Annotated in this window: 15 protein-coding genes; 4 read left to right on the plus strand and 11 right to left on the minus strand. The window is 72.5% G+C overall.

Annotation, left to right across the window (positions count from 1 at the left end):
* Positions 1 to 79 precede the first annotated feature (79 nt).
* From ACIBNE_RS19555 to ACIBNE_RS19565, 3 genes are read right to left on the minus strand one after another with little or no spacing between them, the layout of a single operon-like run.
* On the minus strand, positions 80 to 1,294 hold the full coding sequence (locus tag ACIBNE_RS19555; protein ID WP_399273135.1) for a cytochrome P450: 1,215 nt from the start codon (positions 1,292 to 1,294) through the stop codon (positions 80 to 82).
* 2 nt (positions 1,295 to 1,296) lie between these two features.
* Entirely contained in the window at positions 1,297 to 2,283 is a 987-nt protein-coding gene (locus ACIBNE_RS19560) for a TauD/TfdA family dioxygenase (protein ID WP_399273137.1), read from the minus strand.
* The gene (locus tag ACIBNE_RS19565) at positions 2,283 to 6,377 is read right to left on the minus strand and encodes a PA14 domain-containing protein (protein ID WP_399273139.1); all 4,095 of its coding nucleotides are present in this window, start codon (positions 6,375 to 6,377) and stop codon (positions 2,283 to 2,285) included. The genes ACIBNE_RS19560 and ACIBNE_RS19565 overlap by 1 nt, the downstream gene beginning before the upstream one ends.
* A gap of 199 nt (positions 6,378 to 6,576) precedes the next feature.
* Here ACIBNE_RS19565 and ACIBNE_RS19570 point away from each other — a divergent pair, with 199 nt between their 5' ends.
* Positions 6,577 to 7,227, plus strand: coding sequence for a response regulator (locus ACIBNE_RS19570; protein ID WP_399273141.1), 651 nt, complete (start codon positions 6,577 to 6,579; stop codon positions 7,225 to 7,227).
* A gap of 59 nt (positions 7,228 to 7,286) precedes the next feature.
* Here ACIBNE_RS19570 and ACIBNE_RS19575 read toward each other — a convergent pair whose 3' ends face one another.
* From ACIBNE_RS19575 to ACIBNE_RS19585, 3 genes are all read right to left on the minus strand, one after another.
* Positions 7,287 to 7,541 carry a LysR family transcriptional regulator gene (locus tag ACIBNE_RS19575; protein ID WP_399273143.1) on the minus strand — a complete coding sequence of 85 codons (255 nt, stop codon included), beginning with the start codon at positions 7,539 to 7,541 and terminating at the stop codon, positions 7,287 to 7,289.
* 223 nt (positions 7,542 to 7,764) lie between these two features.
* Entirely contained in the window at positions 7,765 to 10,296 is a 2,532-nt protein-coding gene (locus ACIBNE_RS19580) for an ABC transporter permease (RefSeq protein WP_399273146.1), read from the minus strand.
* Positions 10,296 to 11,066 carry an ABC transporter ATP-binding protein gene (locus tag ACIBNE_RS19585; protein ID WP_399273148.1) on the minus strand — a complete coding sequence of 257 codons (771 nt, stop codon included), beginning with the start codon at positions 11,064 to 11,066 and terminating at the stop codon, positions 10,296 to 10,298. The genes ACIBNE_RS19580 and ACIBNE_RS19585 overlap by 1 nt, the downstream gene beginning before the upstream one ends.
* A gap of 261 nt (positions 11,067 to 11,327) precedes the next feature.
* Here ACIBNE_RS19585 and ACIBNE_RS19590 point away from each other — a divergent pair, with 261 nt between their 5' ends.
* Complete coding sequence (locus ACIBNE_RS19590; protein WP_399273149.1) at positions 11,328 to 12,545, plus strand: cytochrome P450; 1,218 nt, start codon at positions 11,328 to 11,330, stop codon at positions 12,543 to 12,545.
* A gap of 27 nt (positions 12,546 to 12,572) precedes the next feature.
* Here the strand turns inward: ACIBNE_RS19590 and ACIBNE_RS19595 are convergent, their stop codons facing one another.
* Positions 12,573 to 14,702 (minus strand): ABC1 kinase family protein, encoded by a 2,130-nt coding sequence (locus tag ACIBNE_RS19595; protein WP_399273151.1) that lies wholly within the window; start codon positions 14,700 to 14,702, stop codon positions 12,573 to 12,575.
* Between the two features lie 255 nt (positions 14,703 to 14,957).
* Here ACIBNE_RS19595 and ACIBNE_RS19600 point away from each other — a divergent pair, with 255 nt between their 5' ends.
* A complete protein-coding gene (locus ACIBNE_RS19600) occupies positions 14,958 to 15,176 on the plus strand; it encodes a DUF6269 family protein (RefSeq protein WP_399273152.1) in 219 nt (72 codons plus the stop codon).
* 154 nt (positions 15,177 to 15,330) lie between these two features.
* Here ACIBNE_RS19600 and ACIBNE_RS19605 read toward each other — a convergent pair whose 3' ends face one another.
* Positions 15,331 to 17,211, minus strand: coding sequence for a BTAD domain-containing putative transcriptional regulator (locus ACIBNE_RS19605; RefSeq protein ID WP_399273154.1), 1,881 nt, complete (start codon positions 17,209 to 17,211; stop codon positions 15,331 to 15,333).
* Positions 17,212 to 17,439: 228 nt separating this feature from the next.
* Here ACIBNE_RS19605 and ACIBNE_RS19610 point away from each other — a divergent pair, with 228 nt between their 5' ends.
* Positions 17,440 to 17,745, plus strand: a complete 306-nt coding sequence (locus ACIBNE_RS19610) for a hypothetical protein (protein ID WP_399273156.1) — start codon at positions 17,440 to 17,442, stop codon at positions 17,743 to 17,745.
* A gap of 86 nt (positions 17,746 to 17,831) precedes the next feature.
* On the opposite strand, the gene ACIBNE_RS19615 is transcribed toward ACIBNE_RS19610, so the two are convergent.
* Genes ACIBNE_RS19615 through ACIBNE_RS19625 form a run of 3 tightly spaced genes read right to left on the minus strand, consistent with a single transcriptional unit; the run spans position 17,832 to position 20,748 of the window.
* A complete protein-coding gene (locus tag ACIBNE_RS19615; protein WP_399273157.1) occupies positions 17,832 to 18,071 on the minus strand; it encodes an acyl-CoA carboxylase epsilon subunit in 240 nt (79 codons plus the stop codon).
* A gap of 17 nt (positions 18,072 to 18,088) precedes the next feature.
* Complete coding sequence (locus ACIBNE_RS19620) at positions 18,089 to 19,636, minus strand: acyl-CoA carboxylase subunit beta (protein ID WP_399273159.1); 1,548 nt, start codon at positions 19,634 to 19,636, stop codon at positions 18,089 to 18,091.
* A 20-nt stretch (positions 19,637 to 19,656) separates the two neighbouring features.
* Positions 19,657 to 20,748 carry a polyprenyl synthetase family protein gene (locus tag ACIBNE_RS19625; protein ID WP_399273161.1) on the minus strand — a complete coding sequence of 364 codons (1,092 nt, stop codon included), beginning with the start codon at positions 20,746 to 20,748 and terminating at the stop codon, positions 19,657 to 19,659.
* Between the last annotated feature and the right edge of the window lie 5 nt (positions 20,749 to 20,753).

Raw genomic sequence — 20,753 nt, forward strand, 5'->3', positions numbered from 1 at the left:
GCCCCGGCGGCACTGCGGGCGCGCCTGTGCCCCGGCCTGGATCGGGCCGGGGCACAGGCGCGCTGGGGGCGGCGGGCGGTCAGGCCGCCCGCAGGGAGACGGGCAGGCTTCCGTACCCGTGCAGGAAGTTGGAGTGGATCGGCTTGCCGGGCCCGGTCAGCTCGGCGTCCGCGACGTGGGTGCGCAGTGCGGTCAGCAGGGCGCTGATCTCCGCCCGGCCCAGGAAGGCGCCGAGGCAGAAGTGCGGGCCGTAGCCGAACGACACGTGCTTGTTGGGCGTGCGCCCCAGGTCGAAGACGTCGGGGCGGTCGAAGACCTCCTCGTCGTAATTGGCGGAGCTGTTCCACAGGGTGACCACGTCGCCCTCGCGGACCGGTTCGCCGCCGATCTCCACGTCCGTCACCGCGCGGCGCCCGAAGTGCATCGCGGGCGTGACCCAGCGCAGCAGCTCCTCCACCGCGCTCTCCACGGTGACCTCGCCGGACTTGAGCCTGCGCCACTGCTCGGGGTGGTCGATGAGCTCCTTCATCCCGCAGATCATCGACAGCCGACTGGTCTCGTCGCCGCCGATGATGACGCTGTAGCAGTTGAAGACGATCTCCTGCTCGGTGAGCGGCTCGCCGTCGATGGTGCTGGTGGCCAGCACGCTCACCACGTCGTCCCGCGGGTCCTCCCGGCGCTCCTCGGCCAGTTCGGAGAAGTACAGCAGGAGTTCGTTGCGGGCGACGAGCGCGTCGTCCGCGCCGCTGCCCTCCTCCTCCGTGCTGAGCGCCTCCTTGGTGAGCGAGAGCAGGTACTCGCGGTCCTCCTCCGGCACGCCGAGCAGGTCGGCGATGGTGGCCATCGGGATGTGCTCGGCGACGTCCTGGGCGAAGTCGCACTCGCCGAGCGCCACGGCCTGGCGCACGAGCCGGTCGGCCCGCTGCTTGACGCCTTCGACGACCGGTTCGAGCACGCGCGGCGCGAACGCCTTGAGGAGCAGGTTGCGCAGCTCGCGGTGGCGGACGCCGTCGGTGACCGCCAGCATCTTGCCCGCCGCCGAGTCGCCGCCCTCCAGGAGGGTGGTGAGCAGGTTGCCCCGCTCGGAGGTGAACCGCTTGTTGTCCCGGTAGACGCCCATCACGTCGCGGTGCTTGGCGACCACCCAGAAGCCGGGGACGGCCCGGCCCTCGACCGGCTGCCAGTAGACCGGGCGCTCCGCACGGGCGCGCCGCCACCAGGCCCGCATGTCCCGTTCCTGGAAGGTGCGCGGATCGCTGAGGTCGAGCGAGCCGACCTCCTCCATGACGGTCATGGTCAGGCGGCCCTCTGCGTCATGGCGACCAGCACCTTGCGGTCGCCCGTGAAGGGCCTGCGGCCGTGCGAGGTCAGCAGGTTGTCGATCATCAGCAGGTCGCCGGTCGCCCACGGCTCGGCGAGCGTGGTCTCGTCGTACACGCCGAGGATCGTGGCGATCTCGTCGGCGGTGATGGCGGTGCCGTCGCCGTAGTAGGCGTTGCGCGGCAGGCCGTCCTCGCCGCAGATCTCCAGCAGGCCCTCGCGGACCGCCTCGGGCAGCGCGTGCACGTGGAAGAGGTGCGCCTGGTTGAACCAGACCTTCTTGCCGGTGACCGGGTGCACGGTCACGGCCTGGCGGCGCTGGCGGGTGCGCAGCACGTCGCCGTCCCAGGCCGTCTCGATGTTGTGGTCGGCGCAGTAGCGCTCCACGTAGTCCTTGTCGTCGCTCTGGAACCCCTCCTGCCAGGACAGGCCCATGCCCGTGCGGTAGGTGCGGGTGTAGGTGACGCCGCCCTTCTCCTCGAAGCGGCGCACCAGGTCGGCCGGGAGGCGGTTCAGCACGGCCTCGCTGTCGGCGACCGGGGTCTCGCCGCCGGTCTGCGCGGCGAGCGCGCAGAAGAAGAACAGGTTGTGCGGCCAGTTCTCGGAGTAGGCGCTCTCGTTGTGCTGCGGGATGCTCTGGTCGGCCGGGTACTCCGTGGAGGTGTACACCTTGCCGGTGACGCGGCTGCGCGGCGTGGAGCGCTCGTTGTACTCCAGGGTCGCGCCGCCGATCTCCTCGGCGAGGACGGCGAGTTCCGCCTGCTCGGCGAGGCCGCTGCCCTTGACCATGACGGCCGCGTGCTCGTACATCGCCGAGCGCAGCGCCGCCGCGTTGGCCGTGAACCAGGCCCGGTGGTCACCGCCGGCGGCGGGGGTGACCCGGACGAGCCGGGATCCGTTGTGCTCCAGCACGTCGGTCCGGGCGTCGGTGAACTCGGTACGGAGCGAAAGGGTGGTCGTCATCATTCCTTCTCCACGTCAAGGCTGTAGCCGTCGATGCTCGTGTGGTTGACCGGGTCGCCGGCCGCGTACTCGTAGGGGTTGAGGAAGGGACCGCCCGAGACGGGGGCGGAGAAGCGGCCGAAGGACGGGTTCAGTACGCGGGTGTCGAGCACCACGCTGTACTGGGCGCCCGCGTGCTCGGTGCCCGACTGGTAGCGGCCGAGCCAGCCGTAGTCGTAGTCGCCGGGCAGGTTGTCCGGCACGTGGTCGGGGTCGGGGGTGCCGTCCGCGCGCAGCGCCTCGCCGTACAGGCCGTACTGGTAGCGGTCGCCCAGCTGGCGGCCGGTCTCGCCGGTGAGGAGGAAGACGTCGCCGCGGACCGTGGGGTGGCTCCAGGTGGTGCGCCCCGTGCCGGTCTGCCCCTTGAGGCTGAGGACCACGCCGCCGGGCAGCGGGACCACCCGGGCCAGCACCCGCTCGTCGGACCCGAGGACCAGGTCCGGGTAGACGTCGGAGGCCGAGGTGTGGCTGTACAGCAGGCGCGAGGTCCCCTTGGGGGTGGTGGCGTCGCGGGCGGTCAGGTGGTCGGCGATGTCCTTGGTGTACGTGACGTCGGCGGCGTCGGGGCCGTCCACGGAGCCGCCGAGGTAGCGCTCGGCCGCGTCCTGGCGCTGGGTGACCGCGGTGGTGCCCGAGCGGTAGCCGGTGAGGTGCCCGTTGAGGCCGTAGGACGGGCCGGTCAGCGGGTGCGCACCGGTGGTCGCCAGGAGGCGGTCGGCGTCGTCGTAGCAGTAGCCGGTGGTCACCGTGGACGTGGCGGTGCGGTCCGTGGCGCGGACGACGTTGCCGTTGAGGCCCGCGTTGGCGCGGCTGCCGCTCGGGCAGTCGGCCGGGGCCTGCGCGGTGAAGTCGCGGCTGTACTCGTGCCCGGCGATCCAGGCCCGGACGAGCCTGCCCGCGGCGTCGTACTCGAAGTCGGGGCCGTCGGCGCGGCCCTCCTTGCCCGCCACCGACTCGTCCACGACGGTCCCCGACTGGGAACGGCGCACCGTGGCGGGCAGCTTGCCGCCGTCGGCGAGCGTCCAGTTCTTGGCGACGACCCGGCCCGCCTCGTCCCGGCCCACGGAGAGCTGGGTGCCGTTGCCGTAGCGGACCCGCTCCAGCGCGCCGCCCGCGTCGTAGCCCGTCTCGGCCAGCCGCTTCCCGCCGAGGTCCACGGAGAGCGTGCGGCCCGCGGCGTCGTAGCGGGTCTCCTTGACCTGCGCGGCGTCCGCGCCGGACGGCGGGGTCACCCGCTCCTGGACCTGGCGGCCCGCGCGGTCCAGGACCAGCTCGGTGACGGTGCCGTGGCCGTCGGTGTAGCCGACCGTGCGGCCGAGCAGGTCGACGGTCATCAGCAGCGAGTGGTCGTGCTGGACGGCCTTGGTGACCAGCGGGTCACCGCCGAACGAGGTGTCGTAACTCACCTTCCACGCGGGCAGGTTGGCGTTGCCCGGCATGGACATGGTGCTGATCTGGCCGCGCTCGTCGTAGGTGACGCAGGTCCAGTCGGCGCCGCCGAAGTTCACCGCGGCGGGCAGGCCCCGCTCGTTGGAGACGAACTTCTCGGCGCGGGCCGTGCCGTCGGCGGACGCCGGGAGGGTGATCGCCGACGGCAGTCCGAACTGCGGCAGCGGGTCCTTCTGGGGGGTGCAGGGGTTGTCGACGGACTCGGTCGGCCCGTAGTAGTCGAAGGTCTGCCGGGTGCCGCTCGGGTTGATCTTCGCGGCGGGCATGAACGCCTCGTTGAACTCGACGCCGGTCCTGAGCGCCAGGCCCTTGGGGTCGGCCACCTGGGCCGCGGGCAGCCCGAGTTCGTTGAGCAGCGTCTGGTTGGTCTGCGCCGGCACTCCGTCGGAGTCGGCGCGCACGGTCGTCACGCCGTCCGGCGCGTACTCGGTGGTCTGCGCGGGGATCCGGCCGCAGCCCTCGGGTGCCGGGCTCAGCGGGCGCAGGTCGGTGCCGAAGCAGCGGGCAGGGCCGGGGCCGTAGGTGCCGACGGGCATGCCGCCCTCGTTGTGGACGGTGGTCGACGTGCGCCCCGCGGGGTCCGTCGTCGACGCGGGCTGGTCGGCGGCCGTCCAGGTGTACCGGGTGGTGCGCCGGGTGCCGTCCGTGTCGGAGACGGTCCGGCCCGCGGCGTCGAGCCCGACCTTGCGGGTCCAGCCCTGGGCCGTGGTCACGCCCGCGACGCGGATCTCCGCCGAGCCGGGGGCGAAGGCGTAGGTGCGCTCGGGGCGCCGCTCGACGAGCCGCTGGACGCCCTCGGGATCGGGGGCGCTCACCCGGCGCGCGACCGGGGTCGCCCCGGAGCCGTAGGCGATCTTGTACTGGGCTGCCTCGGTGTCCCGCGCGGCCGGGGCGACCGCGATCCAGTCCATGACGAGCGGCGGCCTGACGGCGGTCAGCCGGTGGTCGGCGCTGAACCCGAAGTCCGTGGTCTCGCGGCCGGGGTTGACGAACCTGACCAGCTTGCCCGCCCGGTAGACGAGCCTCGTGGTGCCCGCGCCGGGGACCCGCACCGCGCACACGTAGCCCGCGGGGGCGGTGTCGTCGGCGCACTCCGCGCTGCCGCCGTAGAAGAACCTCAGCCCTTCGTCCTCGGCGGCGGCGACCAGGGCGGCGACCTCGGTCGCACCGGCGACGCCCGCGGCGCCCTTGTTCTTCTTGTTGTCCCTGTTGCCCTGCCGGGCCTGTCGGGCGCCCTGCGCGGCCTTGGCCGCGTCGGCGCTCCGGGCGGCGAAGGCGGCGGCGGGCGACGCACCGGCGACACCGGTCGCACCTGCGGCACCGGTCGCCTCGGCGGCACCGGCAGAACCGGCCGCGGTCGGCGCACCGGGCGCCGTCGGGCCGCTCGCCCTGTTCGCCGCGCTCGCCGCCTCCGGCGCCGTGGCGTCGGGCGTCACGGTCCAGCCGGGCGGCAGTACGGCGCCGGAGGGCCGGAGCCAGGAGGCGGGCACCGGGGCGCTGCGCCCGTCCCCGCTCACCCACAGCCCGGCCTGCCCGCCGTCGGCGCGGCGGCGGTAGTCGATCCGGATGTCGTACGCGTGCCCGGCCCTGAGGGTGACCTCGGTGCCGTACGCCGCGCGCTCGCCGGTGGCCGCGGGGCGCTGCCAGTCGTCGAGGACCGGCTTGCCGTCGAGCAGGATCCGCATGCCGCCGTCGTAGGTGCCGCCCAGCCGGTAGCGCCCGGTGCCCGGCACCGTCAGCTTGCCGGTCCAGCGGGCCCTGAAGGCCGCTTCGGGCGCCGCGTCCGGGTACGGGGCCTGGGCGCCCCAGCGGAAGTCCACCCGGGCGTCGGTGCGCCGGGCGGCGGGCTTCTCCCCGGCACCGATGCCGGTCGCCGAGTCGCCCGCGTAGTACGCGCCGGTCAGTCCTGCGGCGGAGGCCGCGGCCTGCGAGTCGTAGCTGAACGTCGCGCCGAGCGGGCCCGTGCCGCGCTGGACGGTCGGGGTGCTGACCGAGGCGGTGACGTTGCCGTTGGCCAGGTTCACCGTGACGGGGCCGAGCGCGTCGGTGGGCACGGGCCCGCCGGGGGCCTGTGCACCCAGGCGCTGGTTCACCGAGAAGGAGCGGGCGGGGGCGTCCGCGCCGACCGTTCCCGACAGGGTCTTCACCCGTACCGTCCAGCGGTACTGCGCGCCGCTCCTGAGCAGCCCGGCGGGCACCCGCCAGTGCGGCGTCCGCACCCAGCCGGACGAGGTGACCTGCCCGGTGCGCGGGCTCTCGCCGGTGCCGAGCACGAACTCGTAGGCGCGGGCGCCCTGCTGGCGCGCCACCGACAGCACGGGCCGGACGCCGGTCAGGACGGCGCCGTCGGCGGGTCCGCCGAGCGCGGTGCCCCGGAGCGCGGCCGCGTGCCCCGCGGTCGCCGCCGGGGTCCGGTCGAAGTCGCCGTCGGGCCAGGCGGCCCGCACCGCGTCGCCCGCCGCGGCCGGCAACAGCGCCACCCGGGACGCGTCCGGCTTCCCGGTGTCCTGCGACGCGGCCGGGCCCCCGGCACCGAGGAGTGTGAACGAGACCGCGAGGGAAGCCGCGGTCGCGACCGGCGCTCTGAGCCTTCTGCTGTGAGCCATGCCCACTCACCAATCCGAAAAAAATAAAGGGGGGAAGGGGGGAAGAGGAGGGGGGTGCACGCCGCGCGGCGCTCCTTGGAGCCTGGTGTCTCCAACTGACCAGATGCTCCCAGCGGCGGATTGCACGGCGAAGCCCGCAGAGAATCTTTGAATACGGTCCGGTGGCTGCCGCGCGCCCGCTGCGGATACGGTGCTGTCCGTGACCATCCGCATACTTCTCGCAGACGACCAGGAATCGGTCCGGGTGGGTTTCCGGCTCATCCTGGACTCCCAGCCGGACATGGAGGTCGTCGGCGAAGCCGTCGACGGACTACAGGCCGTCGAACTGGCCGGAAAACTGAGACCGGACGTCGTTCTCTCCGACATCAGGATGCCCCGGCTGGACGGCCTGGAGGTGACGCGCAGGCTCGCCGGTCCCGACGTCGCCGATCCGCTGCGGGTGGTCGTCGTGACGACCTTCGACCTCGACGAGTACGTGCACGCGGCGCTGCACAACGGGGCCTGCGGATTCCTGCTGAAGCGCTCGGGCCCCACGCTGCTCGTGGAGGCGGTGCGCGCCGCGATGGCGGGCGACACCCTGATCAGCCCGTCGGTGACGGTGCGGCTGCTGAAGCAGTTGCAGAATCCGGCCAAACAGCAGACGGGCCGGCCGGTGGACGCGCTGACCGAGCGCGAGACGGAGATCGCCCGGCTGGTGGCCAAGGGGCTCACCAACGGGGAGATCGGCGACGAGCTGTTCATCTCGGCCGGTACGGCCAAGACCCACATCGCCAACGTGCAGCGCAAGCTCGCGGTGCGCAACCGGGTCGGCATCGCCGCCTGGGTGTGGGACAACGGCCTGGCCCAGTAGGGCGCCGGGGCCGCGGACGGGTCCGCCAGCTCCCGGACGCCCGGGGCCGGCGGACCCGATCACACCTCGCAGACGCCCTTCATGCTGTCGATCAGCGCGAGCACGGCCCGAGCGGACGGCAGGATCATGCGCCCTTCCCTGGTGAGCCTCGCCCCTGTCGAATCGCGGGTGAACAACCGCGTCCCCAGCATCTGTTCAAGGCACTTGATCTGGTAGCTGATGGCGGGCTGTGAATATCCCAGAGCCTTCGCCGCCTGGTCCATGCGACCAATTTCAGCCACGGAGACAAAGGCGCGGAACTCACGCTCGTGCATATGGCCCCCTGTATCTGTGGTGGATCACCCCCATCCGGCGCCGCGCACTGAATGGCTGTGAACTCCACTCCATATCAGCCCACTTGAAGTAGCCGGACAATGGATGAGGCAGGAAGCTGCAACGCGGCCCTCCGCTCCGTGCGAAAACGGCACGCGCTCCGCACGCCGAAGCGCCCCCCGGGGAGACCCTGGGGGGCGCTTCGGCGTGCGGGCCGCGGCCCGCTCACGCGTGGCTGATGGCCTTCAGGACGTTCAGCCGCGCACCGCGCCTGGCGGGGGCGAGGGAGGCGATGACGCCCACGACAGCGGCGCCGATCAGGTAGGCCGCCATCTGGCCCCAGGGCAGCGCCAGCTGGGTGACGCCCTGGTCCTTCATCGCGTGGGTGACCGCGAGGCCGAGCACGCCGCCGACCACGATGCCGAGCAGTGCGCCGAAGAGCGAGATGACCACCGACTCCGTCATGATCATGCGTACCGTCTGGCCCCTGCTGAGGCCGATGGCCCGCAGCGAGCCCAGCTCCTTGGTCCGCTCCAGGATCGACAGGGCCAGGGTGTTCACGATGCCGAGCACCGCGATCAGCATGGCCACCCCGAGCAGGGCCTGGACGATGGTCAGCATCATCGCGAAGCCGCCGCTGAACATCTCCGTCACCTGCGCCTTGGTCTTGACCGTGACCTCGGGGCTGTCCTTGAGGAGACCCTCGATCGCGGTCTGCGCCGCGGCGGTCCCCGCGCCGTCCTTCAGCTCGAAGAACGCCTGGCCGGGAAGCTGGTTACGGAAGCCGGTCGTCGCGTCCTGCCAGGGCACGATCAGGCTGTTCGCCAGGTTCGAGTTCTTGAAGACGCCCGCCACCCGGTAGGTGTGCGGCTCGCCGCGCTGGAGCTGGAGGGTGACCGTGTCACCGACCTTCAGACCGCGGTCGTCGGCCGTGCCCGCGTTCATGACGACCTGGCCCGCGCCCAGCGCGTCGATCGAGCCCTTGTCGGCCTCCAGGCCCATGATCTGACGGGCCTTCGGCCAGTCCTGCCAGGAGGCGACGCCCTGGCTCGCCGAGCCCACCTTGGCGGTGTCGAACATCGCGGAGGCGACGGTCTTGACCTCGGGGAGCTTCTCGATCCTGGTGAGCGCGGCCGGGTCGATGGTGGCCGTGGCCGCCGAGCCGCCCTCGCCGATCGCCATCAGATCGGCCTTGAGGTTGTGCGAGATGTCGTTGTTGACGCTCTTCTCGGAGGAGACCGCGACCGTGGAGATGGCGGTGACCAGGGCGACGCCGATCATCATCGCGGACGCGGTGACGGCCGTACGGCGCGGGTTGCGGGCCGAGTTGCGCCGGCCGAGCTGACCGGGCAGCGAGCGGGAGAACAGCGCGCCGAGCAGCCAGACCACGCGGCGGCTGAACAGCGGGGTGAGCAGGGCGACGCCGATGAAGGCGAGCACCACGCCGCTCAGGATGGAGCCGAAGCCGCCGGAGCTGAGGCCGACGGCGAGCAGCACCGCCCCGAGTCCGGTGAGGATGCCGCCGGTCCAGGTCTGCTTGGTGCCCTTGCCGTCCGGGGTGGCCGACGCGCGGATGACCGCGATCGGGGCGACCTTGGAGGCGCGCAGCGCCGGGAAGAGCGCGGCGGCCATGGTGACCAGGATGCCCACCGAGAAGGCGGTGATCACGGCGCTGGCCGGGACGCCGAGGGAGGCGACCTTCAGGCCGTCGGTCTGGCCCGCCAGGGCGCTCGCGCCGAGCGCGCCGACCCCGATGCCCGCGGCCAGGCCGAGGGCCGAGGAGACCAGGCCGACCACGAACGACTCCAGGAGCACGGAGTTGATCATCTGGCGGCGGCTGGCGCCCAGGGCCCGCAGCAGCGCCAGTTCCTTCAGCCGCTGGGCGACGATGATGGAGAAGGTGTTGACGATCAGGAAGATGCCGACCAGGACCGCGACCCCGGCGAAGCCGAGCAGCAGCTGGTTCATCATGTCGAGGATGCCGCGCGACTTGTCGGACGCCTTCTTGGCCAGCTCCTTGCCGGTGACCACCTCGAAGGCCGGGCCGAGCTCCTTGGCCAGCGCGCTCTTGACGGCCGACGCGTCGCCCCCGGTGGTGATGCCGACGCCGGAGAAGGCGCCCGCCTTGCCCATCATCAGCTGCTGGGCGACCGGCACGGTGAAGGCGACGGTCTGCTCGCCGCCGATGGAGTCGCGGTCTCCCGAGTAGCCGAAGACGCCCGCGACGGTGAAGGTCTGCTTGGGCTTGCCGGTCAGCACGCCGATCCGGTCGCCGACCTTGAAGTCGCCCTTGTCGGCGAGCGCGGCGTTGATGGCGACCTCGCCGTCGTTGCGCGGGCCGTGGCCCGAGCGCAGCGCGAGCAGCTTGCTCTCGCCCCGCCAGCTCTCGCCGTACCGGGGACCGCCGGTCCCCGAGACCACCTTGCCGTCCTTGCCGAGCGCGCGGGCGCCCTCGACCTTGACGAACCCGGCCGCCCTGGTGACCCCGGCGACCCCGGCGGCCTTGGCGACCGCGGCCGCCTCGACCGGCTGCGCCAGCGCGGTCTCGCCGGTCTCCGCCGCCACCTTGGGCTTCAGCGAGGCGTGCAGGTCCATGTCGTCGTAGGCGCCGGCGAACTGGTTGTCGATGGAGCGGCCCAGGGTGTCCCTGATGACCATCGAGCCGGAGACGAACATCACCGCGAGGACCACGGCGAGGCCCGACAGGACGAGCCGCAGCTTGCGCGAGAGCAGGCTCTTGAGCGTTGCCTTGAACATCAGGCCACCCGCCCGCTGACGTCGATCTTGCGCATCGTGTCGAGGACGGCGTCGGCCGTCGGCTCGCGCAGCTCGTCGACGATCCGGCCGTCGGCGAGGAAGATGACCCGGTCGGCGTAGGAGGCCGCGCTCGGGTCGTGGGTGACCATGACGATCGTCTGGCCCAGCGTGCGGACGGAGTGCTGGAGGAACTTGAGCACCTCGGTGCCGGACGTGGAGTCGAGGTTTCCGGTCGGCTCGTCGGCGAAGATCACCTCGGGCTGCGAGACCAGGGCGCGGGCGCAGGCCACGCGCTGCTGCTGGCCGCCGGACAGCTCCGTCGGGCGGTGCCCGAGGCGCTGGCCGAGGCCGACGGTGTCGACGACCCGGTCGAACCAGTCCTGGGACGGCTTGCGGCCCGCGATGGCCAGCGGCAGCAGGATGTTCTCCTCGGCCGTCAGCGTCGGCAGCAGGTTGAACTGCTGGAAGATGAAGCCGATCTGGTTGCGCCGCAGCTCCGTGAGCTGCTTCTCCGACATGCCGCTGACCTTCGCGTCACCGATGAACACCTCGCCGTCGGTGATGGTGTCCAGGCCCGCCAGGCAGTGCATCAGGGTGGACTTGCCGGAACCCGAGGGGCCCATGATCGCCGTGAACTCACCGGCGGTGAGGTCCACGTCGACGCCGCGCAGCGCCGCGACCTGTGCCTCGCCCTCGCCGTACAGCTTCGTGACTCCCACGGCCCTGGCGGCGGTCCGCTGCTTGATCGAAGTCGAAATGGTCGCGGTCACACGACTCACACTCCTCACAGAGTTTTCTGTCTACGGGGGTCGATGACCGGAGCACTGTGCACGGTGTCCGGCGGATGCATTGGAGACTAGACGCGGCCCGCACGCGGCCACCTCTGCCAAACGGCATAGAATTTATGCCCGTTGTCGTCCGCTTCCCGAGCTCATATCGAATTCTTGAGTCCAGGCCTGCGCCGAACGGCAGAGCGCCCCTAGCGTCCACTGCAAAAGGGCGTAACCGCCGCTGACGGCACGGAGGACGGCATGGCAGGCACCCGGACACTCTCCAAGTACTGGATGCTCACGAACGACTTCACCCAGAACCCCTACCCGGTCCTGGAACACGTCCGCAACGAGAGCCCGGTGAGCGAGCTGTCCATGCCCGGCGGCGGCCGCGCCTTCGTGGTGACCAGGTACGAGGACGCCAAGGCCGCACTCGCCGACCCCCGGCTGAGCCGCGACATCCACGTCCACTACCGGCTGATGTCGGAGCGCACCGGGCAGACCATGACGCCGCCGCCCGAGGAGGCCAACCACCTCGCCAACCTGGAGCCGCCGCGGCACACCCCGCTGCGCCGCGCCATCAGCTTCGCGTTCACCCCGCGCCGTGCCGAGGCGCTGCGCCCGCGCGTCGAGGAGATCGCCGACGACCTCCTCGACCGGCTCGCGGGTCAGCCGGTGCCGGACCTGATCGCCGGGTACGCCGACCCGCTGCCGGTCATCACCATCGCCGAGCTGATGGGCGTGCCCGCCGACGCCTGGCCGGACTTCCTGCGCTGGTCGACGGCGCTGCGCACCTACTCCCCCACCGACGGCTCCGGCGTCCTGGACCGCAACATCCAGGAGCTCTCCGCCTACATGTCGGCCCTCATCGCCGAGAAGGAGCGCGAGCCGGGCGACGACCTGCTCTCCGCGCTGATCCACGCCGACCCCGAGCGCCGGCTGACCAGCACCGAGATCCTGTCCACCGGCTTCGCGCTGATGACCGGCGGCAACGACACCACGGCCAGCCTGGTCGGCGGGGTGATCGCGGCCCTCCTCACCCACCCGGACGAGCGCGAGCAGCTGCTCGGCGAGCCGGGTCGCTGGGGCAAGTCGATGGACGAGCTGATCCGGTACGTCAGCCCGATCAGCAACGCCCTCCAGCGCGTCACCACCGAGCCGGTCGAGCTCGGCGGGGTGACCATCCCGGCGGGCGAGGTGGTGGTGATCAGCGTGATGTCCACCAACCGCGACACCTCCCAGTTCCCCGACCACCCCGACGTGCTCGACCTCGACCGGCACAAGCCCGCGCACCTGAGCTTCGGCTTCGGCATCCACTACTGCTCGGGCGCGCACCTCGCCAAGGTGATCACCGAGATCGGTGCGCGCAGGCTCTTCGAGCGCTTCCCCGACGTGCGCCTGGCGGTGGAGCCGGCCGAGCTGCGGTACGCGCAGAACGTCGTCGTCCGGCCGCTGGAGGCCCTGCCGGTACGGCTCTGACCAGCGCGGCGGTGCGCCGCGGCCCGCTCAGGGGTCGCGGCGCATCGCCGTGTAGAGCGCCCTGAGCATCAGGATCGCGCTGACCAGCAGCACGTGGTAGCCGGCGACCGGATACAGCTCCAGCGAGCCGCCGACCTTCGGCCCCTTGCCGCTGCCGAACACCACCAGCATCACGCCCATCAGGCCCGTGACGGCGGACAGCAGCGTGACGGTGAGCTGGTGCAGCAGGCCGGAGAGGAACTTGCGCTCGCGCTCGTCCGCGAGGAAGCGCACCCGGACCCCGAGCCGCCCCTCCTCCAGCGCGGAGCTGATCCGCTCGACCCTGCGCGGCAGCCTGCGGACCATCGGCAGCAGGGAAAGGGCCTCCTGGGCCGCCGCGTTGGCCAGCGCGGCGACGTCCGACAGCTCGGGCCCGCCGCCGCCCGCGCCGTCCGTTCCTCCCACTCCGCCGTCCGCCCCGCCGTCCGCCGCCCTGCCGCCCTTGCGGCCGCCCCGCCCGCGGAACTTGAGCCGGTCGGAGAGCACCGTGACGGCGACCGCGCGCGCCTCGTCGAGCAGGTTGAAGCCCGGGGCGAGCTGGGCCAGCGTGCCCTCGATGGTGGCGAGCGCCCGGAAGACCGCGGCGACCTCCGGCGGCACGGCGAGGCCGAACCGGGCGAGCATCCGGAAGAGCGCGGTGAACGTCTCGGTGTCGGGCTGCGCCCCGGCCCCCAGGTGGCGGGCCATGAAGCGGCCCAGCTCCCGCTCCAGCAGCAGCGGGTCGGGCATCAGGTCCTCGTGCGTGGTGGCGCGCGTGCCGAGCAGGTCCAGCAGCGCGTCGTGCAGCCCCGCCGGGTCGCCCCGGTCGACGGCCACCAGCAGTTCCTGGATGGCCTGGCGCACCGCGGGGTCGATCCGGCCGACCGAGCCGAAGTCGATGAGCCCGATCCGCCCGTCATCCAGCAGGAGCATGTTGCCCGGGTGCGGGTCCGCGTGGAAGACGCCCGCGCGCAGGACCTGCTGTAGCACCGCGGCGAACGCGGTGCGCGCCAGCTCCTTGCGGTCCAGGCCGCGCTGGTCGGCGAGCGGGCCCGCGCGGTCCAGCGTGACGCCCTCCAGCCACTCCTGCACCAGCACCCGCGCCGAGGTGTAGCCGAAGTACACCCGGGGGATGCGCACCCGGTCCTTCGTGCCGTGGCCGCCCGAACTGTCGGCCACCGCCTGTGAGTTGCGCGCCTCGATCCGGAAGTCCAGCTCCTCGCGCACGGACTCGGCGAAGCCGTCGCCCAACTCCTTGATCCCCAGTGCCTGCACGGACCTGGCGCGGGCCTGGAGGCTCCGGGTGATGGCGAGCACGATGTCGAGGTCGCGCTCGACGGACTCGCGGATGCCGGGGCGCTGCACCTTGACGACGACCGTGGGGCCGCCGCGCAGCCGGGCGCGGTGCGCCTGGGCTATGGAGGCGGCGGCCAGCGGCACGTGCTCGATCCACTCGAAGACCTCGGAGACCGGGCGGCCCAGCTCCTTGTGGAGCACCGCCTCCACCTCGGGCCAGGGCGCGGGCGGCACGCTGCTCTGCAACCGGCTCAGCTCGTCGATGAAGTGCGGCGGCAGCAGGTCGCGCCGGGTGGAGAGCACCTGGCCGAGCTTGATGAGGGCGCCGCCGCACTCCTCCAGGGCCAGCCGCAGCGACCTGGCGGCCTGCTCCCCGAACTCCCCCGGCTGGAAGGCCCGGTCGATGTGGGAGCGGCCGCGCAGCAGCCTGCTCAGGCCGTTGCGCATCATGATGCGGCTGATCTGCGAGTACCTGCGCGCCCTGCGGAGCCGGTCCCCCAGGCCGCGGAGCATCTGCCAGGGCCTGGCCCAGGCCCCGTACGGGACGAAGACCTCGGCGAGCACCAGCGTCACCATCGCGGCGAAGAGCGAGAGCGCGATCTGGAGCGTGGAGAGCGCGCCGCGGCTGGCCTCGTCGGTGACCACCGCCTCGAATCCGGAGAGCGTGCCGACGCCCACGAGTCCCGCGCACAGCGCGCGCAGCGGGCCGACCGTGATGCCGAGGAGTCTGCGCGAGGCTGTGGAGACCCCCATGGCGAGGCTGCTGACGGCGACCACGGCGACGACCACGATCAGGACGGCGAGCGGCAGGTCGTCCGCCCCTACGGCGGCCAGTACGGGCATGGAGGGCTCCCTCGGTAGGTCGCCGAACACCCTAGGCCGGTTCGCCCGGCGTGCGGGGTGCGCTGACAGCTTCATGCCGGTGGACGGCGGGGCGACGCGCCCCGCTTTTTTCATGCATTCCCCTATAGCGCTTCTGTACGGACCCCTTTCGGGCTCTGTACGGGGCTACAGAGCGACGCGGTAATTAATACATGCACTCGGCCGAATCTGTTGGTGCGGGACCTGAATGGGGCCCGGATCCACAGAGGAGGAAGCATGTCCCAGAACCCGCTGGACGTCCTGACGAGCATCGAGCAGCAGCACTCACTGGAACAGGAGATGGAACTGCAGCTGCTGGACGGCGGAAACCCCTACATCGAGCTGTTGGCCAAGTACCTGGAAATCCTCAACGAGTTCTCGGCCAAGGAGAACGATATGGGCGTCTCGCTGGACATACGAGGCTTCGAGGACGGACACGCGGGAGGCTGCGGCTGACCTCTGAGCCGCACACCCCACTGACGAGAGCGGGGGCCGGCCGCGAAGGAGCGACCGGCCCCCGAACGGAAAATCCCCGGGAAGGATCCCGGGGATTTTCCAAGGAGACGGCAGAGGAAAAGAAAGAAGAGAAGAGCGGCAGGCGACGCGGAAATCAGGCGGCGGCGAACTCGGGAGTTTCGTACGCCTCCTTGACGATCCGGACGGTGCAGCCGCGCGCGAAAACCCGGTTGAGTCCGGAGAAGCGGTAGAGGAGCCGGTCGCCCTTTCCGGTGGAGTCCGTTTCCAGGAGCCAGGCGTCGGCCAGTTCGTCCAGGATTTCCTCCGCGTCGTCCACGTCCTTTCCCACGCCCCATTCCACGACCTGTGCCGGGGCGAGGTGCGGGAGTTCCAGCTGGGCGAGCAGGTGGAAGGCGGTGCGGGTGCGCAGCGGGAGCCGGGCGTGGCCCGCGCTCAGGGCGGCGCCCATGTCGAGGCTGCCGAAGCGCAGTTCGGCGAGGCGGCGGCCCTCGGGGGCGAGCCGGGCGGCGAGGCGGGCGGGCGTCCAGTGCGGCTGGGCGGCGAGGCGGGCGCCCGCGGCGCGCAGGGCGAGCGGCAGCCGGTCGCAGAGTTCGGCGACGCGGGCGGCGGACTCGGGGTCGGCCGCGACGCGTTCGCGGCCCGCGACGGCGGCGAGCAGGTCCACCGCGTCGGCCTCGGCCAGCGGGCCCAGGCGCACGGGTGCGGCGCCGGGCAGCGAGACGAGCTGCCGTTCGCCGGTGACCAGGGCGCGGCTCGCACCGCCGCCGGGCAGCAGCGGGCGCACCCGCGCGTCGTCGGACGCGTTGTCCAGGAGCACCAGGACGCGGCGGTCGGCCAGCAGGGTGCGGTAGAGCTGGGCGCGCTCGTCGACGGTCTCGGGCAGCGCGGCGCGCTCGGCGCCGAGCGCGGTGAGGAACCAGCCGAGCACGTCGCCGGGTTCGCGCGGGGTGCCGTCGGCGGCGCGCAGGTCGGCGTAGAGCTGGCCGTCGGGGAAGTCGGCGCGGCAGGCGTGCGCGGCGTGCACGGCGAGCGTGGACTTGCCCGTGCCGGGGGCGCCGGTCACCACGAGGGGCCCGCCGGGGGCGTGCAGCGCGGCGCGCAGGGCGTCGAGTTCGGCGGCGCGGCCGGTGAAGTCGGCGGCGTCGGCGGGGAGCATCGCGGGGGCGGGCCCGGTGCCGGATCCGGTGGGTACGGCGGCCGGAGCGGCGGCCACGAGGCGGGCGGCGGGCGCGGCCTTCGGGGCGCTGTCCGCGGGGCGCGCGGCCGGGGCGGCGGCGGGCGGCGGGAGTTCGCCGGTGAGGACCTGCTGGTGCACGGCGCGCAGCACGGGTCCGGGGGTGACGCCCAGCTCCTCGTCGAGGGCGCGGCGCCCGGCCTCGTACGCGGCGAGCGCGTCGGCCTGGCGGTCGCAGCGGTAGAGGGCGGTCATCAGCTGGCAGCGCAGCGGCTCGCGGAGCGGGTGCTGGGCGACGAGGCGGGTCAGCTCGGGGACGGCCTCGGCGTGCCGGCCGAGTGCCAGGGACGCCTCGACGCGGTTCTCCAGGGCGGCGAGCCTGGCCTCTTCGAGCCCGGCGGCCTCGGTCTCGGCGAGGTGCGGGGTGACGCCGGTGAGCACGGCGCCCCGGTAGAGGGAGAGCGCGGACTCCAGGTGGCGTTCGGCGTCGGCGTGGCGGCCCGCGGCGAGGTCGGCGCGGCCCCGGTCGGCCAGGCGCTGGAAGGCGGTCCAGTCGAACGCGGCGTCGCCGATGTCCATGCGGTAGCCGGGGCCCACGCGCACCAGGCTGAGGCCGGGGCCGATGCGGGTGCGCAGCCGCGAGACGTAGGTGTAGAGCTGGTTGGTGCTGGTGGCGGGTGGCTCCCAGCCCCAGAGCAGCTGGGTGAGCCGTTCGTCGGAGACGACCCGGCCGTCGGCGAGCAGCATCGCGGCCAGAACGGTGCGCTGCTTGCTGCCGTCGAGCTCCACCTGGGCGCCCGCGACCTCGGCCGTGACGGGTCCCAGAATCCGAAATTCCATCGTCACTCCCCGTTCCAGGGCCCGCGACCTTTCGCGCCGGCTACCTGTTGGGAAGCTACTGACCTGCGGTTTTTTCGTTCTCTCAGAGCTCCATCGGATCGATTTCGTCGCGACGAAATCGATCCGATGGAGGCTGGACAGAGCCCGCCCCTACTGTTCTGGACATACCGCAGAGCACACGGGGCAGGGCCACCAGGGCACCGCTCCGGAGGACTTCAGGAGGACACCATGCGCGCCACCTTCACCGCCTTCACCGCCCGCACCGGCAAGACCCTCGCCACCGGGGCGACGCTCGTACTGGCCACGGCCGGTGCGCTGGGCCTGGCGACGGCGGCCGGCGCGGTGGCCTCGCCAGCCAAGGGCGCCGTCACCGTCCAGGCCGACGACCCGTGGACGTTCGCCCCCAAGGCCCCCAAGGCCATGGACGACCCGTGGACCGTCGTCGCCAAGGACGACCCGTGGACGGTCGCCCCCAAGAAGCTGGACGACCCCTGGACCATCGCCCCCAAGAAGCTGGACGACCCGTGGACCTGACCGGAATCCGCGAGGTGGCGAAGCGCTGCCGCGCGCCACCAACCGGCGGCTGTCGACGCAGCCGTCAGCAGATCCCTGACCGTTCGTCAGGCCATCCACGAACCCGCCGTCGTGTCGCGCGAGTCGATTCGCCGCCACGGAGCGCGCCTGCTCTGCGCGGAGTCCTCGGGACGCTCGTCGGCAGGACTCGACGCGGCACTGAGCACGGCGGCCACCGCCGCCAGCTCCTCCGGGGTCGGGGTGCCCTTGACGACCTTCATCAGGGTGGGACCCAGCGGTCCCGCCAGTACCTCTGCCTTCTTCTCCTCGGGTTCCATGGCTGCCATCGGCCTCTCGCTCCTCGTCACGTCGGTGGGTTGCCGTGCTTCCTCGCGGGCAGGGAGGCGTGCTTGGTACGCAGCGTGTCCAGTGCCCGGACGAGCACGGTCCTGGTGTCGGCGGGGTCTATCACGTCGTCCACCAGGCCGCGCTCGGCGGCGTAGTAGGGGTGCATCAGCTCGGACTTGTACTCCTTGACCATCTGGGCGCGCATCGCCTCCGGGTCGTCGGCGGCCGCGATCTGCCGCCGGAAGACGACGTTGGCCGCGCCCTCCGCGCCCATGACCGCGATCTCGTTGGTGGGCCAGGCGAAGGAGAGGTCGACGCCGATCGAGCGCGAGTCCATCACGATGTACGCGCCGCCGTACGCCTTGCGCACGATGACCTGCACCCGCGGCACCGTCGCGTTGCAGTACGCGTACAGCAGCTTCGCGCCGTGCCGGATGATCCCGCCGTGCTCCTGGGCGACGCCGGGCAGGAAGCCGGGCACGTCCACCAGCGTCACCAGCGGGATGTTGAACGCGTCGCAGAGCTGCACGAACCGCGCGGCCTTCTCGGAGGAGTGGATGTCCAGGACGCCCGCGAGCGACTGCGGCTGGTTGGCCACGACGCCCACGACCTCGCCGTCGAGCCGGGCCAGCGCGCAGATGACGCTGGTGGCCCAGCGCTCGTGGACCTCCATGTAGTCGCCGTCGTCGACGATCTCCTCGATGACCTTGTGCATGTCGTACGGGCGGCTGCCGTCGGCGGGCACCAGGTCGACGAGCGCGTCGCAGCGCCGGTCGGCGGGGTCGGTGGCGACCGTGCGCCGGGGCGTCTCGCGGTTGTTGTCCGGGAGCAGCCCGATGAGGTAGCGGACCTCTTCCAGGCAGGTCTCCTCGTCGTCGTACGCGAAGTGCGCGACGCCCGAGGTCTCGGCGTGCACGTCCGCGCCGCCCAGCCCGTTCTGGGTGATCTCCTCGCCGGTCACGGCCTTGACCACGTCAGGGCCCGTGATGAACATCTGCGAGGTCTCGCGGACCATGAACACGAAGTCCGTCAGCGCGGGGCTGTAGGCCGCGCCGCCCGCGCACGGGCCGAGCATCACGCTGATCTGCGGGATCACGCCCGACGCCCTGGTGTTGCGCTGGAAGATCCCGCCGTACCCGGCCAGCGCCGAGACGCCCTCCTGGATGCGGGCCCCCGCACCGTCGTTCAACGACACCAGCGGCGCGCCCGCCGCGATGGCCAGGTCCATGATCTTGTGGATCTTCTGCGCGTGGGCCTCGCCCAGCGCCCCGCCGAAGATCCGGAAGTCGTGCGCGTAGGCGAAGACCTTGCGGCCGTTCACCCGGCCCCAGCCGATGATCACGCCGTCGGTGTACGGCTTCTTGTTCTCCAGGCCGAACCCCGTGGCGCGGTGCCGCCGCAGCTGCTCGATCTCGGTGAAGCTGCCCTCGTCGAAGAGGAGCGCCAGGCGCTCGCGCGCGGTCAGCTTCCCCTTGGCGTGCTGCGCGCTCGTGGCGCGCTCGTCACCGGCGACGGCCTCGGCCCTGATCCGGGCCAGCTCGTCGTTGCGCTCCTGCATGGTCATGCCCCAACTCCCCAATTCCGTCATGCCGTTCGCACCGCGACGTAGTCGCAGAGCGCGTCCAGGGCGTCGCGGGCGGGCCTGCGGGGCAGCCGGGCGAGCGCCAGCCTGGCCCGGTCGAGCCGCGCGTGCATCAGCGCCTCGGTCTCCTCGGCCGCCCGCGAGGCGGCGAGCAGCTCCAGCGTCCCGAGGTGCTCCGCCGGGTCGGCCGAGGGACCCGCGGCGAGCCGGGCGCGCAGCTCGGCGTCGCGCGGGCCTTCGCCCGCGACGGCGAGCAGCACGGGCAGGCTGGGCACCCCGGCGAGCAGGTCCTTGCCCTGCTCCTTGCCGGTGAGTTCGGCCGGTGACCTGAGGTCCAGCAGGTCGTCGGCGACCTGGAAGGCGGCGCCCAGGTGCTCGCCGTACTCGGTGAGCGCCGCGACGTGCTCCGCGGGCGCGCCCGCCTGCACGCCGCCGACGGCCAGGGCCATCGCGAGCAGTGCGGCGGTCTTGCCCGCGACGACCTGGAAGTAGTGGTCGACGGGGTCCTCGCCGGGCGCGGGTCCCGTCAGTTCGCGCAGCTGGCCCGAGACCAGGCGCCCGGCGGTCTCGGCGTTGAGCCGGACGATCTCGGGGCCGAGGTCGGCGGCGAGCTGGGCGGCGCGGGCCAGCAGCCAGTCGCCGCCGAACACCGCCGCGCGCTCGCCCCACCGGGCGTGGGCGCTGGCCACGCCGTGCCGGGTGGCCGCCGCGTCCATCACGTCGTCGTGGTAGAGGGAGGCGAGGTGGACCAGTTCGGCGACGGCGCCGGCCTGGATGGTGCCCTCGCGCCAGGGCTCGCCGAACTCCGCGCCGAGCAGCACGAGCAGCGGTCGCAGCCGCTTGCCGCCCGCCGCCCCTATGTGCCCGGTGAGTTCGGCGACGCGCGGGTCGGGCGCGCTGCCGATGGCGTCCTGGAGCCACTTCTCCGACGCGACGAGCGCCTCGCACACCCGCGTCTCGAAGGCCGCTTCCAGCGGGCCGAGCCGCTTCAGCAGGCCGACCCCGCCCATGGCGCTGCGGCCGGCCGCGCGGCGCGCGGACGCGGGCAGCACCGAAGCGGTCGTCCGCGCCCCGAACCCTTGCGTAAGCCCCACGGAAT

The sequence above is a fragment of the Streptomyces sp. NPDC050504 genome (genome assembly GCF_044458065.1).
Lineage (GTDB): Bacteria > Actinomycetota > Actinomycetes > Streptomycetales > Streptomycetaceae > Streptomyces.

What these genes read in the sequence shown, in the direction of transcription:
- ACIBNE_RS19615 (WP_399273157.1), bottom strand. Translation starts at nt 18,071, where the DNA reads ATGGCAGCCATGGAACCCGAGGAGAAGAAGGCAGAGGTACTGGCGGGA.
- ACIBNE_RS19590 (WP_399273149.1), top strand. Translation starts at nt 11,328, where the DNA reads ATGGCAGGCACCCGGACACTCTCCAAGTACTGGATGCTCACGAACGAC.
- ACIBNE_RS19605 (WP_399273154.1), bottom strand. Translation starts at nt 17,211, where the DNA reads ATGGAATTTCGGATTCTGGGACCCGTCACGGCCGAGGTCGCGGGCGCC.
- ACIBNE_RS19600 (WP_399273152.1), top strand. Translation starts at nt 14,958, where the DNA reads ATGTCCCAGAACCCGCTGGACGTCCTGACGAGCATCGAGCAGCAGCAC.
- ACIBNE_RS19580 (WP_399273146.1), bottom strand. Translation starts at nt 10,296, where the DNA reads ATGTTCAAGGCAACGCTCAAGAGCCTGCTCTCGCGCAAGCTGCGGCTC.
- ACIBNE_RS19565 (WP_399273139.1), bottom strand. Translation starts at nt 6,377, where the DNA reads ATGGCTCACAGCAGAAGGCTCAGAGCGCCGGTCGCGACCGCGGCTTCC.
- ACIBNE_RS19560 (WP_399273137.1), bottom strand. Translation starts at nt 2,283, where the DNA reads ATGACGACCACCCTTTCGCTCCGTACCGAGTTCACCGACGCCCGGACC.
- ACIBNE_RS19610 (WP_399273156.1), top strand. Translation starts at nt 17,440, where the DNA reads ATGCGCGCCACCTTCACCGCCTTCACCGCCCGCACCGGCAAGACCCTC.
- ACIBNE_RS19595 (WP_399273151.1), bottom strand. Translation starts at nt 14,702, where the DNA reads ATGCCCGTACTGGCCGCCGTAGGGGCGGACGACCTGCCGCTCGCCGTC.
- ACIBNE_RS19575 (WP_399273143.1), bottom strand. Translation starts at nt 7,541, where the DNA reads ATGCACGAGCGTGAGTTCCGCGCCTTTGTCTCCGTGGCTGAAATTGGT.
- ACIBNE_RS19620 (WP_399273159.1), bottom strand. Translation starts at nt 19,636, where the DNA reads ATGACCATGCAGGAGCGCAACGACGAGCTGGCCCGGATCAGGGCCGAG.
- ACIBNE_RS19555 (WP_399273135.1), bottom strand. Translation starts at nt 1,294, where the DNA reads ATGACCGTCATGGAGGAGGTCGGCTCGCTCGACCTCAGCGATCCGCGC.